General features: G+C 71.6%; 11 protein-coding genes. 5 read left to right on the top strand and 6 right to left on the bottom strand.

What is annotated here, in order from left to right; all coding sequences use genetic code 11:
• Positions 1-8: 8 nt before the first annotated feature.
• From ACBJ59_RS59875 to ACBJ59_RS59865, 3 genes are read right to left on the bottom strand one after another with little or no spacing between them, the layout of a single operon-like run.
• Complete coding sequence (locus tag ACBJ59_RS59875; protein ID WP_375118859.1) at positions 9-1,466, bottom strand: S41 family peptidase; 1,458 nt, start codon at positions 1,464-1,466, stop codon at positions 9-11.
• On the bottom strand, positions 1,463-2,539 hold the full coding sequence (locus ACBJ59_RS59870) for an ABC transporter permease (protein WP_375118858.1): 1,077 nt from the start codon (positions 2,537-2,539) through the stop codon (positions 1,463-1,465). The genes ACBJ59_RS59875 and ACBJ59_RS59870 overlap by 4 nt, the downstream gene beginning before the upstream one ends.
• Complete coding sequence (locus tag ACBJ59_RS59865; protein ID WP_375118857.1) at positions 2,536-3,414, bottom strand: ABC transporter ATP-binding protein; 879 nt, start codon at positions 3,412-3,414, stop codon at positions 2,536-2,538. Before ACBJ59_RS59865 ends, ACBJ59_RS59870 begins: the two co-directional genes overlap by 4 nt.
• A 246-nt stretch (positions 3,415-3,660) precedes the next feature.
• Between ACBJ59_RS59865 and ACBJ59_RS59860 the strand changes: the two genes are divergently transcribed.
• Both ACBJ59_RS59860 and ACBJ59_RS59855 read left to right on the top strand, forming a co-directional pair.
• Positions 3,661-5,112 carry a sensor histidine kinase gene (locus ACBJ59_RS59860; RefSeq protein WP_375118856.1) on the top strand — a complete coding sequence of 484 codons (1,452 nt, stop codon included), beginning with the start codon at positions 3,661-3,663 and terminating at the stop codon, positions 5,110-5,112.
• Complete coding sequence (locus tag ACBJ59_RS59855) at positions 5,109-5,780, top strand: response regulator (RefSeq protein WP_375118855.1); 672 nt, start codon at positions 5,109-5,111, stop codon at positions 5,778-5,780. The genes ACBJ59_RS59860 and ACBJ59_RS59855 overlap by 4 nt, the downstream gene beginning before the upstream one ends.
• A gap of 458 nt (positions 5,781-6,238) precedes the next feature.
• Here the strand turns inward: ACBJ59_RS59855 and ACBJ59_RS59850 are convergent, their stop codons facing one another.
• From ACBJ59_RS59850 to ACBJ59_RS59840, 3 genes are all read right to left on the bottom strand, one after another.
• Positions 6,239-7,333 carry a M20 family metallopeptidase gene (locus ACBJ59_RS59850; protein ID WP_375118854.1) on the bottom strand — a complete coding sequence of 365 codons (1,095 nt, stop codon included), beginning with the start codon at positions 7,331-7,333 and terminating at the stop codon, positions 6,239-6,241.
• Positions 7,330-8,358: a dipeptidase gene (locus ACBJ59_RS59845; RefSeq protein WP_375118853.1), complete on the bottom strand. Its 1,029-nt coding sequence runs from the start codon at positions 8,356-8,358 to the stop codon at positions 7,330-7,332. The genes ACBJ59_RS59850 and ACBJ59_RS59845 overlap by 4 nt, the downstream gene beginning before the upstream one ends.
• A 294-nt stretch (positions 8,359-8,652) precedes the next feature.
• Positions 8,653-10,113, bottom strand: a complete 1,461-nt coding sequence (locus ACBJ59_RS59840) for a flavin-containing monooxygenase (RefSeq protein WP_375118852.1) — start codon at positions 10,111-10,113, stop codon at positions 8,653-8,655.
• A 121-nt stretch (positions 10,114-10,234) separates the two neighbouring features.
• Here ACBJ59_RS59840 and ACBJ59_RS59835 point away from each other — a divergent pair, with 121 nt between their 5' ends.
• Genes ACBJ59_RS59835 through ACBJ59_RS59825 form a run of 3 tightly spaced genes read left to right on the top strand, consistent with a single transcriptional unit; the run spans position 10,235 to position 13,130 of the window.
• Positions 10,235-11,035 carry a Nif3-like dinuclear metal center hexameric protein gene (locus ACBJ59_RS59835; protein WP_375118851.1) on the top strand — a complete coding sequence of 267 codons (801 nt, stop codon included), beginning with the start codon at positions 10,235-10,237 and terminating at the stop codon, positions 11,033-11,035.
• Between the two features lie 2 nt (positions 11,036-11,037).
• Positions 11,038-11,778 (top strand): zinc ribbon domain-containing protein, encoded by a 741-nt coding sequence (locus ACBJ59_RS59830; protein WP_375118850.1) that lies wholly within the window; start codon positions 11,038-11,040, stop codon positions 11,776-11,778.
• A complete protein-coding gene (locus tag ACBJ59_RS59825) occupies positions 11,775-13,130 on the top strand; it encodes a bifunctional RNase H/acid phosphatase (RefSeq protein ID WP_375118849.1) in 1,356 nt (451 codons plus the stop codon). The genes ACBJ59_RS59830 and ACBJ59_RS59825 overlap by 4 nt, the downstream gene beginning before the upstream one ends.
• The last annotated feature ends 111 nt before the right edge of the window (positions 13,131-13,241 follow it).

Raw genomic sequence — 13,241 nt, 5'->3', positions numbered from 1 at the left:
AGGTCCCTTCACTGGTGCAGCAGGGTCAGGGCCTTGGTCAGGGCGGGGTCGTGTCCGGCGGCCGCATCCTTCGGGGTCGGTGGCAGGTGGTGGTCGGGTGGTACGCCGATCCGGTCGATGACCTCGCGGTTGGGCCCCAGGTGGTGCCTGGTGGGGAGGCTCAGCAGGGTGTTGTTGGCGAGCAGGTACGGCTGGGCGGGGCCGGAGATGACGCCGGCGGTTCTGGTGCCGACGAGTGGGCCGAGGTGCAGGTCTTTGACGGCGGAGCTGAAGTGTTCGCAGGCCGAGGCGCAGCCGCGGTCGGTGAGTACTGCCGGTGGCAGGTTGAGCAGGTCGACGGTGTCGTCGGTGCGTAGGGTCGCGCATTTGTCGTCCACGGTGCACAGGTGGGCGGTGGTCTTGCCGTGGGTGAAGGCGCTCAGCAGCCGGATCGCCTCGGTGGGGCTGCCGCCGTTGTTGCCGCGCAGGTCCAGTACGACGCCGGTGAGCGTCCGGCCTTTCCGGAGCCGGGTGATCGCGGTGAAGACCCGGTCGGCGGTGTCGGGTGCGAATGCGCGCACCCGTAGGTAGGCGATGTCGTTGTCCAGCAGTTTGGCCTGCACCGTTTGCAGGGTGGCCGGGTCTTGCTGGTAGAGGCCGGGGGTGAGGGTCACGCTCCAGCGGCGGCCGGTGCTGTGCCGCAGCAGCCGCAGCTGGACGGGGCGCGCTTGCGGGTATTGGGGGTAGAGGGCGTTGATCGCGGGGGTGGGCCGGCCGTCGATGAAGGGGGCTGATCCGTTGATCGATTCGATGAGGTCGCCGGGGCGGAGTCCGGCCTGTTGGGCGGCGCCGCCGTGCACGGTGGTGATGAACAGCGGGGGCAGGGCGGCTTCGGGGTTGCCGGTTGCCTGCCGGCTGGTGAGGTTGGCGTGCAGGCCCAGGCCGTAGCCGTCGCCGTCGTAGCGGTCGGGTGGTTGTTCGATGTGGTGGGTCCAGGAGGCGTGGTTGTCGCCGAGGGCGGCCACGATGGCTTCCAGGGTGGTGACGGCGAGTTTGGTGTGCAGGTGGGGGACCTGGTCGGTGATCTTTCGGTAGGTGGTTTCGAAGGCGGTCCAGTCGGTGGTGCGGTTGCCGGTCAGTGCCGGCATGGTGGCTCCCGGCAGGTCGTGGCCGTGGCGGTTGAGTTCCTGGGTCAGGGCGGCGAATCCGGCGATGAGCAGGGCGCGGGCGTCCAGCGTGGCGCCGCTGTAGTGGTTGCCGAGGATGCAGAAGTAGGCCTGTTCGATCACGTCGATCGTGGTGGCCGTCTGGGCTGCGGGGGGTCCCTGGGGCGGCGCGCAGACCGTAGCGGCCGCCGGGCTGGCCTGGCTGCGGGGTGGCGCCGGGGCCGTGCAGGCCGCGGCCAGGAGGAGGGCGAGCCCGGCGGCGGCGATCCTGACGGCGATCCTGGCGGCGGTGATCCTGGCGGTGGTCATGAGGGTGGTCATGACAGGCGCCTGCGGATCCACCAGAAGGACAACCAGGTGAGGCCGAGGGTGAGCAGGGCGTAGATCCCGGTCTCGATCCACTGGAAGGGCCAGAACCGGTCGAGGGGATGGTAGGTGGCCTGCTGCCGGTAGCCGAGCCGGTTGATCTCCGCGGTGCACGCGTCCGTGCCCTGTCGTCCTGATGGTGCGCAGGGGCCCGACGTCGTGGAGACCGGGACGGACCGCGCGATCGTCGACGACGGCCCCGAGGCGCCGGCGCCGCCGGCGACGGTACGTCCGGACGGATCGACCAGGTCGCTGGACAGGACCCAGGCCCCAGCATGTCCGGGAACGGCCGACGTGCTCAGGAAGACCTGCATGGCGCCGCCTCCCTGACCCGGCGGCACGAGCCCCTCCACATTCGTCCGGCCGAGCTCGAAAGTCGACGTGACCGGGGGCATCAGGTGGGGCCGGACCAGCAGCGGCATGGCGAGCTGGATCGCGGCGAAGGCGGCCAGGGTGAGGGCCATGGCGGGCAGGGTGCGGCGCACCAGCATGCCCACGGTCACGCCCAGGACGAAGGCGAAGGCCGCGTACCCCATGGGGGCGATGCCGCGCGCCCCGAACACCAGGGGCGCCATCTGGGCCATTTCCGGAACGGCTGACTTGTCCAGGGGTTCGGACCACCAGGTCACCGCCAGGCCGCACAGCCCGGCGGCGGCCACGGCGACCAGGCCGGTGAGCCCGAGCTTGACCGCCAGCCAGCGGCCTCGGGTGACGCTCTGGTTCCACACCAGCAGGTGCGTGGCCGCCTCCAGCTCGCGGGTGATCAGCGGGGCTCCCCAGAAGAGCCCGACCAGCGCCGGCAGGAGCAGCACGACGAGGGCGAGGGCGAGGAAGGGCATCTGGTTCTCGTCGAAGAAGCGGTCGTAGAAGTCGTCGCAGGTGTCGTCCGGGGTGCAGCCGGCGATTCCGGCAGCGTAACGGGAAGCCAGATCCGGGCCGGTCAGGGCCAGCACAGCGGTGAGGACGACGAGGACGGTGGCCGTCATCGCGGCCGAGCCGCGGAACTGGCGCCAGGTCAGCCAGATCATCGCCGCACCTCCAGGGCGACCCGTCGGTTGTCGGCGGTGTGCTTGTCCATGTAGGCCAGCACGAGGTCCTCCAGGCTGAGCCTGCTGACCGTCCAGGCGGGGTCGTGGATCGGGCCGTCGGTCCTGACCACATACGTGCCCTGCCGGGCGGAGATGACGTGCTGGTCGGCGGGCAGCCGGTCGGGATCGCGGCGCGGGCCGGTGAGCCGGTGATGGGTGGCCAGCAGCCGGTCGACCTCCCCGGCCACCCGCACGCGGGAGTCGACCAGGACGATCAGGTAGTCGCAGACCCGTTCCAGATCGGAGACCAGGTGGGAGGAGAGCAGCACGCTCAGCTCGTGCTCGACGGTGGCCTCCATCAGATGCTGCAGGAACTCCCGGCGGGCCAGCGGGTCGAGCGAGGCGACCGGCTCGTCCAGGATCAGTAACTCGGGCCGTTTGGCCAGACCCAGGGTGAGGGCGAGCTGGGCGCGCTGGCCGCCGGACAGCTTGCCCGCCCGGTGCGCGGGATCGAGCCCGAGCCGGGCGATGCGTTCGCGCGCCATCACGCTGTCCCAGCGGGGGTTGAGCCGCGCGCCCAGCCGCAGGTGCTCGGCGACGCTCAGGCCCGCGTACACGGGGGTGTCCTGGGCGACGAAGCCGACCCTGGCCAGTTGCGCCGGGCCGGCGGCGGGCCGGCCGCCGAGCACGGTGATGCCGCCCGCGGTCGGCTCCAGCTGGCCGCCGGCCAGCTTCAGCAGCGTGGTCTTGCCCGCTCCGTTGGGCCCCACCAGGCCGACGACGTGGCCTTGCGGGATGTCGATGGTGCACTCGCGCAGCGCCCAGCGCTTGCCGTACTTCTTGCCCAGCTGCTGGGCCTGCAGGACAGCGGTCACGCCATGTCCTCCTGTGCAGAGGTCCGAAAGGGTGATCAGGAACAGCGCCTCCACCGTCGAGGCGGCGTGGTGCCGGGAACGAAACTAGGCACCGCTCATGCGGGTGCGCGTCGGCCGTCGTACCGAGATCGCCTCCCGCCTGGGAACGAGGCGTCGCCGGCTCATCCCTGCGATGTACTCCCGGAGACCGGGAAGCCATCACGACGGCCGATGCCGGACGAACGGTGCAGGCGTGACAATGTGCCGGTGGAAACCGGTGAACGACGGCCGTGGTGGCGGCAGGTGCTCGACCTGTACAACCGGCTGAACGAGGACTACTCGGATCGGCGCGGCGTACGGGACGCGCCGGTGCGGAGCGGCGACGGACCCCCGAGGCTGTCTCGCAGAGCGCTCGCCGCCGACGTGGTGCTCGCGGTCGTCCTGACCGTCCTCGCCGTGACCGTGTCGGCGCGGGATCCAGCGATCGGCTCCGCCGCGAACCAGCCCGCGGCGATCGAGTACCTGCGGCTGCGGCCCGATCCCGCGGCGATCGAGTACCTGCCGCTACGGCCCGGTCCCGCGGCCGACCACGCAGCACCTCCCGGTGTCCTGCTCCACGGCCCATCCCCACGCGCTGGCGACCCACGTGCCCGGCTTCCGTCCCAGGACCCGCCGCCCGTGTTCCTCGTGGCCCTGACGGCGTTGCCGCTGGCGGCGCGGCGCCGGTACCCGCTCGTCGCCTTCTGGGTGGTGCTGGTGGCGGCCCGGGCCACGCACGGGGATGCGACCTGGATCACCGTACTGACCTGCGCGGTCGCCGCGTACGGCGCCGCCGCCCACAGCCGTCACCGGATCCCGGCGATGGGTGGCATCGTGCTGGCGGCGGGGCTCGCCGGTGCCGGGTTCGGGGACATCGCGCCTGCGCTGCCGGGCTGGATGGGGCCGTTCGTCGTCCTGCTCAGTGTCGGGGTCCTCGGGAGCTTCGTCCGTTTCTGGCGGCGACAGCTGAGAGCCGACCGGCACCGGCTCGCCGAGCTGCAGCAGGCGCAGGCGGACGCCATGCGCAGGGCTGTCGCGGAGGAGCGGTCCAGGATCGCCGCAGAGCTCCACGACGTGGTGACCCACAATGTCAACGTGATGGTGATCCAGGCCGGCGCGGCCCGCAAAGTGATGGACGTGCAGCCGGAGCAGTCGAAGCAGGCTCTGCTCGCGATCGAGTCCGGCGGCCGGGCCGCCATGGCCGAGCTGCGCCACGTCATGGGTCTGCTCGCCGGTCCGGGCGGCGAACACCTCGACGGGCCTTCCAACGGGCCCTCTGACGGGCTCGAACCCCAGCCCGGGCTCGACCAGCTCGACGCCCTGGTGGAACGAGTCCGCGCCGCCGGGGTGCCGGTCCGCGTCGCGGTGTCGCCCCCCGGGCCACTGCCTCCCGGGATCGACCTCGCCGCCTACCGCGTCGTGCAGGAAGCCCTCACCAACACGATCAAGCACGCGCCCGGGGCCGCCGCGTCCGTGACGGTCGGCCATGACGGCGACTGGCTGGAGATCGAGGTGACCGACACCGGCGGGACACGGGGCGCCGGGCCGCGGACCGGCGACGGCAGGGGACTGATCGGGTTGCGCGAGCGGCTCGCCGTCTACGGCGGGACCCTGGACGCCGGACGGACGGCCGAAGGCGGATTCCGGATCAAGGCCCGCGTCCCGTGGAGGTCCGCATGACCGAGCGGTTGCGCGCCGTCATCGTCGACGACCAGGCACTGGTACGCACGGGATTCCGCATGATCCTCGCCGCCGACGGCATCGATGTGGCGGCCGAGGCCGCCAACGGGAGCGAAGCCGTCGCCGCGGTCCGCCGTACCAGGCCCGACGTCGTGCTCATGGACATCCGGATGCCGCAGATGGACGGCCTCGAAGCCACCCGGCGGATCCTCGCGGGCGGTGCCGAGGACACCCGCGTGCTGATCCTGACCACCTACGACCTCGACCACTACGTGTACGCCGCGCTCGCCGCGGGGGCGAGCGGGTTCCTGCTCAAGGACGTCTCACCCGAGCACCTGGTGGCCGCCGTACGCCTGGTGCGCTCCGGCGACGCCCTGCTCGCGCCCACCATCACCCGCCGCCTGGTCGAGCGTTTCGCCCGCCGCGACAACGTCAAGCCCACCCTCCACCGCGACGTGTCCCAGCTGACGCCCCGCGAACTGGACGTGCTGCGCCTGCTCGCCACCGGCCTGAGCAACGCCGAACTCGCCGGCCGGCTGACCCTCAGCGTGGCCACGGTGAAGACCCACGTCGCGAGCATCCTGTCCAAGCTCGGCCTGCGCGACCGCGTCCAGGCCGTGGTGGTCGCCTACGAGACCGGCCTGGTCTCTCCCGGCGGCACCGCCTGACCTCCGAATCCACCGCCGCACCTGCCGCAGCTCGGCGAGCCGGTGCCGGCCGGCTCTCAGCTGTCGCCGCCAGAAACGGACGAAGCTCCCGAGGACCCCGACACTGAGCAGGACGACGAACGGCCCCATCCAGCCCGGCAGCGCAGGCGCGATGCCCCCGAGCCCGAACCCCGACAGGCCGGGAGCGGTTCCGGAGCGCCCCGCGTCCCCAGAACCCACGCGACGGCCCGGCGATCCGCCACCCAACCTCACGCCCTGATGCCTCTCTGCCCCGGTGTGTCGTGGTGCTGCGGCGTTGTGGTGCTCCGGCGTTCTGGTCCTCCGTTGTCGTGGCGCTCCGTTGTCGTGGTGCTCCGGCGTCGCGGTGCTCCGTTGTCGTGGTGCTCCGCTGTCACGGAGCCTCGTTGGCGGCGCCGGATCCGGTCGCCGCCCCGAGGTGCAGCGGGATCTGGCGGGTCCTAGCGGACCGCTTCGATCAGTGCCCGGAGCAGGGCAGTGCGTCCGGGCATCTCGGACACGATGACGTGCTCGTGGTTCGCGTGCGCCCCACCCCCCACGGCCCCCAGCCCGTCGAGCGTCGGACAGCCCACTCCAGCCGTGAAGTTGCCGTCCGAGGCGCCGCCCACAGAAGCCGACGTCAGCGGCTCCAACCCCAGACCCGCTGCCAGCTCCTGCGCCAGGGCGAAGAGCGAGGCCGACATCGCCTCTTCGAGCGGTGGGCGGTTGGGGCCGCCGAGGACCTCCAGGCGGGTGCCCGGTACGACCGGCCGCAGGGACTGCATCGCCGCGTCCACCCGCTGCTGCTCCGCCACCTCCGCCACCCGTACGTCCACCCCGACCGAGGCCGCCGCCGGAACCGTGTTCAGCGTCGTGCCACCCGTCAGGACCGTCGGCGTGACGGTCGTCGGTCCGGCGCCGATGGCGGCGACGGCCAGGATCTGGTGAGCCAGCTCGATGCCCGCGTTCGCGCCCTTCTCCGGCTCGAGCCCCGCGTGCGCGGCCTTGCCGTGCACGTTGACGGTGTAGAGCGAGGTCCCCTTCCGGGATGTCTTCAGCGCCCCCCCGTCGGCGCTGGCCTCCATGACGAAGGCGGCGGCCAGGCCCCGCGCGGTTTCCTGGATCAGTCGCGCGGACGTGATGGAGCCGACCTCCTCGTCCCCGGTGACCAGCAGCGTGATGCCGTCGAGCGAGCCGAGCCCCGCCAGCGCGTGGAACGTCTGCACCAGCCCCGCCTTCATGTCGAACACGCCCGGCCCCCGCGCCACCCCGTCCACCACGGACCAGGGGTGCGTGGTTAGGGTGCCGATCGGCCAGACCGTGTCGTGGTGTCCGAGCAGGAGAACCCGGGGAGTGCCGAACGACCACCGCAGATGCGTGACCCCGTCGATCACCAGGAACTCCGGCGCGGTGCCCAGATGGCGGGTGCCCATCGCGGCCACCACCTTCGCGCTGCGGGCCACCGCCTCCAGATCGCTGGAGAAGGACTCGCACAGGACCAGCTCCTCGAGGTCCGCGAGCATGCCGGCGGTCCCTGGCGAGGTGGTGCCGGTCATGCGAGCCGCTCCCCGAAGAACCGGTGTACGTTCCCGCCGATGATCTGCATGACGTCCTTCTCCGGCAGGCCGCGCGCGAGCAGTCCCTCGGTCACCATGGGCAGCCCGGACGGACCTTCCAGCCCCGGGACGGCGGACTTCGGATCGACGCCCCTGGCATGGACGTCCTCGCAGCACGGCGGCGTCAGGTCGTCCATCACCTCGCGGATGAAGTCGGGGCCGAGCCCCACGTGGTCGATGCCGGCGACGGACACGACGTGCTCGATGTGGTCGAGGAGCCGGTCGAGCGTCATGTCCGCCTTGTCCTCGGCCAGGAACGGGGCGAAGAAGTTGACGCAGATCACGCCCCCGCTGTCGGCCACGCCGCGGAGCTGGTCGTCGGTGAGGTTGCGGTGGTGGTCGCGCAGCGCGCGGGCGGCGGAGTGGGTGGCCATGACCGGCTTCGTGGCCAGCTCCAGCACGTGTGCCACGCCCGAGGCGCCCAGGTGGGAGATGTCGAAGATGATGCCGAGCCGCTCCATCTCCGCCAGGGCGGCGACGCCGTGGGAGGTCAGCCCGCTGCCCGTCGCGTCCTCGGCACTGCCGTCGGCCAGCGGCGTGCGGCCGAAGTGGGCGATGGAGGCCACCCGCACGCCCAGCCGGTGCATGGTGGGGATCAGCTCGACGCTCGCGTCGAGGCCCGGCATGCTCTCCATCGCGAGCACCAGAGCGATCTTGCCGTCGCCGAGCGCCCGGTCGATCCCGGCGGCGTCGAGGCAGAGCCGCACGTGGTCCGCGTTTCCCTCCGCCAGCACGTGGGCGCACTCGATCATGCGCAGCGTCTGCCGCAGCGCGCCCTCGGGCCGGTATTGGTCGTCGATGAAGACGGGCAGCACCTGGAGGTTCACGCCGCCGTCGAGGAGCTGGGGCAGCCATCTCTCCCGGAAGAACGAGGCCCACTGCTGCGGAGGCCGGGCGGATACCGCCATGAGCAGGTCGTTGTGCGTGTCGGCCACGACTGCGCGCTGGTGCAGGGGAAGCGTCATGCTTGGACGTTATCGCGAGGCCACGACCTGCTCCAATGCGTCCCAGGTCCGATCTTCTGGATCAACCGTACGACCGGGGTTCGACGCGTCTGGAACCACGTCCTACCCAGGGTTGACACGCGATGAGCGATACCCGGGGCGCGCAGCAGCCGAGGTCGGGTTCGGGAAGAACGGGATCCCGGCAGAGCGGGGAGCCGTGTCCGGAGGACGCAGCAGCCGGGCAAAGGGTGGGCTGTCGGCCGGGGTCGTGGGTGGTGCTCGGTGTCCCGGGGTGGCGGGCGGTGGGCCGGGAAGCTAGGCCGTGCTGACAGGGCGATAGGCCGGGTGCGGGGGTGAGGCCGTGAGCCGCCGGTAGAGGGTCGTGGGGCCGGGCCAGTTGTTCGTGACGCGCCCGTCCGCAGTCTTGTACCAGCTCTGACACCCCCCGCCCCACACCATCCGCGCCATCGCCGCGTCGAGCCGCGCGCTCCACGCCGCCATCACCTCGGGCCGCACCTCGATGGGCCCGTCGGCGGCCAGGCGCGGCAGGCAGGACATGATGTGGTTCACCTGGCATTCGATCATGAAGACGATCGAGTTGTGCCCGAGGTTGGTGTTGGGCCCGTACAGCATGAACAGGTTCGGGAAGCCCGGCACCGAAATGCCCAGGTACGCCTCCGCCCCGCCCTTCCACTGCTCCTCCAGCGAGCGCCCCTCGCGCCCCACGACCTCCATCGGGACGAGGAACTCCGTGCTCCTGAAGCCGGTGGCGTACACGATCGTGTCCACCTCGCGCAGGCCCTCGGTGGTCTCGACGCCCTTCGTAGTGATCCGTACGATCTTGTCGGTGTCCAGGGACACGTTCGGCCTGGTCAGGGCCGGGTAGAAGGTGCTGTCGATGACGACTCGCTTGCAGCCCGGCGGATAGTCGGGGGTCAGCTTGGCGCGCAGTGCCGGGTCCGGCACCTGGTCGCGCAGGTGGCGCTGCGCCCGCTGCTTGAGCAGTCCCACGCTCCAGCCCTGCGCGAGCGCCGGATAGAGGGTGCCCTCGGCGTACCGGTAGATCCACTCGCGGTACGCCCGCTGCAGCCCCGGGACGAAGTGGAACGCCAGCCTGGCCAGCGGCCCGAACGTGGCGTCCGGCTTGGGGATCACCCAGTTGGGGGTGCGCTGGAAGACGTGCAGGTGCTCCACCCGCTCCGCGATGCGCGGGATGAACTGGGCCGCCGACGACCCGTTCCCGATCACCGCCACCCGGCGGCCGGTGAGATCGTGGTCGTGGTTCCAGCGGGCGGAGTGGAAGCTGACCCCCTCGAACTCCGGCATGCCCGGGATGTCCGGCAGGCGGGGCCGGTTGAGCTGCCCCACCCCCATGACGACCACGTCGTACGCCTCCGTACGCTCGCCGCCGTCCTCCTCCGCCGGAGCCGTGCTGACCTGCCACTTCGAGCCGTCGAAGACGGCGCGCCGAACCTCGGTGCGGAAGCGGATTTTCCCCCTGACGTTGTATTTATCGGCGCAATGGTGGAGATAGCCAAGGATTTCGGGTTGTTCGGGGTAGCGGCGGGTCCAGCTCGCGTACTTCTCGAAGGAGTAGGAGTACAAGTGCGATGGAATATCGCACCCCGCCCCCGGATAGCTGTTGTCGCGCCACGTGCCGCCCAGGTCGCCGGCCTTCTCGAAGACCGTGTACGAACGGATCCCGGCCCGTTCGAGCTGGATCGCCATGCACAGCCCGCCGAACCCCGCCCCAATGATCGCGACGCTAGGTGACATGCCATCCTCCGCACGCAAGTCAGGATCCACTTACATTACGCCGAACCCCGTTCTGGCGACACCCCTCCCGACGCCCGCCGCGCCCCACCCCGCGGGCCGGTAGTCTGCGCAGGTGGCTGCTGTGACGTTGACAGACGTGATCGAGGTGCTGGAGGCGGCCTACCCGCCCGCCCGGGCAGAGTCGTGGGACGCGGTGGGGCTGGTCAGCGGGGATCCCGCACAGCAGGTGCGACGGGTGCTGCTCGCGGTCGACCCGGTCGCCGCCGTGGCCGAGGAGGCCCTCGACTGGGGCGCCGACCTGATCGTCACCCACCACCCTCTCTACCTGCGCGGCACCACCTCCGTGGCCACGACCACGCCGAAGGGCCGCCTCGTCCACACCTTGATCAAGAACGACGTCGCCCTCTACACCGCCCACACCAACGCCGACGTCGCCAACCCGGGCGTCTCCGACGCCCTGGCCAGGGCCGTGGGGCTGGTCGGCGACCTGGTCCCGCTCCAGCCCTTCCCCGACGACCCGTGGCGCGGCCTGGGCCGCATCGGGGAGCTGCCCGAGGGGACGACGCTGGGGGAGTTCGCGGCGCAGGCGGCCAAGGGGCTGCCGCGCACGTCCTGGGGGATCCGCGTGGCGGGCGACCTGTCCCGCCCGGTCACGCGCGTGGCGGTCAGCGGGGGAGCGGGCGACTCGCTCCTCGGTACGGCCGCGGCCGCCGGGGTCGACGTGTTCCTCACGGCCGACCTGCGGCACCACCCGGCCAGCGAGTTCGTGGAGTCGGGCGGGCCAGCGCTGATCGACGCCGCGCACTGGGCGACGGAGTGGCCCTGGCTCGACAGCGCGGCGTCGATCCTGCACGCCAGTGGCGTTACCGTTGAAACGCGTGTCTCCGCCACGGTCACCGATGCTTGGACAAGAGGATATTGATCATGAAAGCAGCCCCTGAGGCCCAGAAGCGACTGCTCGACCTGGCAGAGCTCGACTCCGTGATTGATCGGCTGGCCCACCGCCGCCGCACCCTGCCCGAGCTGGCCGAGATCGACGAGCGCTCGAAGCTGTTCGCCCGGCTCGCCACCCAGGTGATCGAGGCCGAGACCGAGGCCGGCGACCTCGCGCGCGAGCAGACCAAGGCCGAGAGCGACGTCGACGCGGTCCGCACACGGGCCGACCGCGACCAGAAGCGCCTTGATTCCGGAGCCGTGACCTCGCCGCGCGACCTGGCCGGCCTCCAGTCCGAGATCGCCTCGCTGCAGAAGCGCCAGGGCGACCTGGAGGAGATCGTGCTGGAGATCATGGAGCGCCGGGAGGCCGCCGACACCAAGGTGACCGACCTGGTGGCCAAGCGCGACGAGATCCGCGGCGCGCTCTCCGCCGCCGAGGACCGCCGTGACGCCGCGCTCAACGAGATGGAGAAGGAGTCGGGCGAGCTCCAGGGCCGCCGCACGGGCGTCGCCGCCGAGATCCCCGCCGACCTGCTCGCGCTCTACGAGAAGCTCAGGGACCAGTACGGCGTGGGCGCCGCCATGCTGCGCGGCGGCCGGTGCCAGGGGTGCAAGGTGGCCCTGTCCATCGCCGAGATGAACCGCATCAAGGCCGCTCCCCACGACGAGGTCATCCGGTGCGACGAGTGCCGGCGCATTCTCGTACGTACCGCAGAGTCGGGCCTGTGAGCCCCTACGTCATAGAGGCCGACGGCGGCTCGCGGGGCAACCCCGGGCCGGCCGGTTACGGCGCGGTCGTCAAAGACGCCTCCGACGGCCAGGTGCTGGCGGAGGCGGCCGAGGCGATCGGCGTCACGACCAACAACGTCGCCGAATACCGCGGCCTGATCGCCGGCCTCAAGGCCGCCCTGGAGCTGGGCGGCGACGGGGCGCAGGTGGCCGTCCGGATGGACTCGAAGCTGGTCGTCGAGCAGATGGCGGGCCGCTGGAAGATCAAGAACGAGGGCTTGCGCCCGCTGGCCGCCGAGGCCGGGGCGCTGGTCAGGCGGCTGCGGGTCACGGAGTGGACCTGGATCCCCCGCGAACGCAACAAGCACGCCGACCGCCTGGCCAACGAGGCCATGGACGCCGCCGCCAAGGGCCTGTCCTGGAAGGCCGGCGGCACCACCGCATCAGGCACCACCGCATCAGGCACCACCCCATCAGGCACCACCGCATCAGGCACAGAGGCACCGGGCACGGACGCGTCCGGAGGCGGCGCAAAGGGCACGCAGACCGCCCCCAAAGCCGCGAAGACCGCCCCGAAGACCGCTCCGAAGACCGCCTCGAAGAGCGCCCGGCAGACGGACCTCCTGGATGCGGGCGACATTTCCGAACTGTCCGCCCCCACCGCCTCCGTCGCCACCGCCCAGCAGCGCGCCACCCGCACCAAGGGCACCGGCACCGGCTGGGCCCCGCCCACCCGCGTCGCCACCTCACTGTTGCTGCTCCGGCACGGCGAGACCGAGCTGTCCCTCGAACGCCGCTTCTCCGGCCGCGGCGACGCCGAGCTCACCCCCAACGGCCTGGCCCAGGCGTCGGCGGCCGCCGCGAGGCTGTCGCGGGACCCGTACCGGCTCGACGTGATCCTCACCTCGCCGCTCAAGCGCGCCCGGCAGACCGCGGAGGCGGTCGCCCAGCAGGCCGGCCTCGAGGTGGAGGTGTACGAAGACCTCAGGGAAGCCGATTTCGGCGCCTGGGAGGGGCACACCTTCACGGAGGTGCAGCGCCGCTGGCCCGCCGAGCTGGCCGCCTGGCTGGCCGACCCCGAGGCGGCGCCGCCGGGCGGCGAGAGCTTCGCCACGACCGCGCGCCGCGTGCAGGCGGCCAGGGAAGAGCTGGTGGAGCGGTACGAGGGCAAGACGGTGCTCGCGGTCTCCCACGTGACGCCCATCAAGCTGCTCCTGAGGGACGCCCTGCTGGCGCCCCTGGAGTCCCTCTACCGCATGCACCTCGACCTGGCCTGCCTGTCGCTGGTCGAGTACTACGCGGACGGGCCCGCCGTGGTGAAGTCGTTCAACGACACCTCGCACCTGCGCTGACCGGGGCCGTGCCGGGTACCGCCAGTGAACACCCGGCACGGCCACCTGAAGCCACCGCCCCCCTCAGGCGATGACCAGCCCATTCCAGCGGGTCGATCTTGTCGTTGGCTT

This window comes from Nonomuraea sp. MTCD27, from assembly GCF_041950495.1.
Lineage (GTDB): Bacteria > Actinomycetota > Actinomycetes > Streptosporangiales > Streptosporangiaceae > Nonomuraea.
This window is presented reverse-complemented; position numbering and strand designations above follow the sequence as displayed.

Excerpts from the sequence above, each read along its gene's own strand:
- ACBJ59_RS59875 (WP_375118859.1), bottom strand. The coding sequence starts at position 1,466 with ATGACCACCCTCATGACCACCGCCAGGATCACCGCCGCCAGGATCGCC.
- ACBJ59_RS59855 (WP_375118855.1), top strand. The coding sequence starts at position 5,109 with ATGACCGAGCGGTTGCGCGCCGTCATCGTCGACGACCAGGCACTGGTA.
- ACBJ59_RS59850 (WP_375118854.1), bottom strand. The coding sequence starts at position 7,333 with ATGACCGGCACCACCTCGCCAGGGACCGCCGGCATGCTCGCGGACCTC.
- ACBJ59_RS59845 (WP_375118853.1), bottom strand. The coding sequence starts at position 8,358 with ATGACGCTTCCCCTGCACCAGCGCGCAGTCGTGGCCGACACGCACAAC.
- ACBJ59_RS59840 (WP_375118852.1), bottom strand. The coding sequence starts at position 10,113 with ATGTCACCTAGCGTCGCGATCATTGGGGCGGGGTTCGGCGGGCTGTGC.
- ACBJ59_RS59870 (WP_375118858.1), bottom strand. The coding sequence starts at position 2,539 with ATGATCTGGCTGACCTGGCGCCAGTTCCGCGGCTCGGCCGCGATGACG.
- ACBJ59_RS59830 (WP_375118850.1), top strand. The coding sequence starts at position 11,038 with ATGAAAGCAGCCCCTGAGGCCCAGAAGCGACTGCTCGACCTGGCAGAG.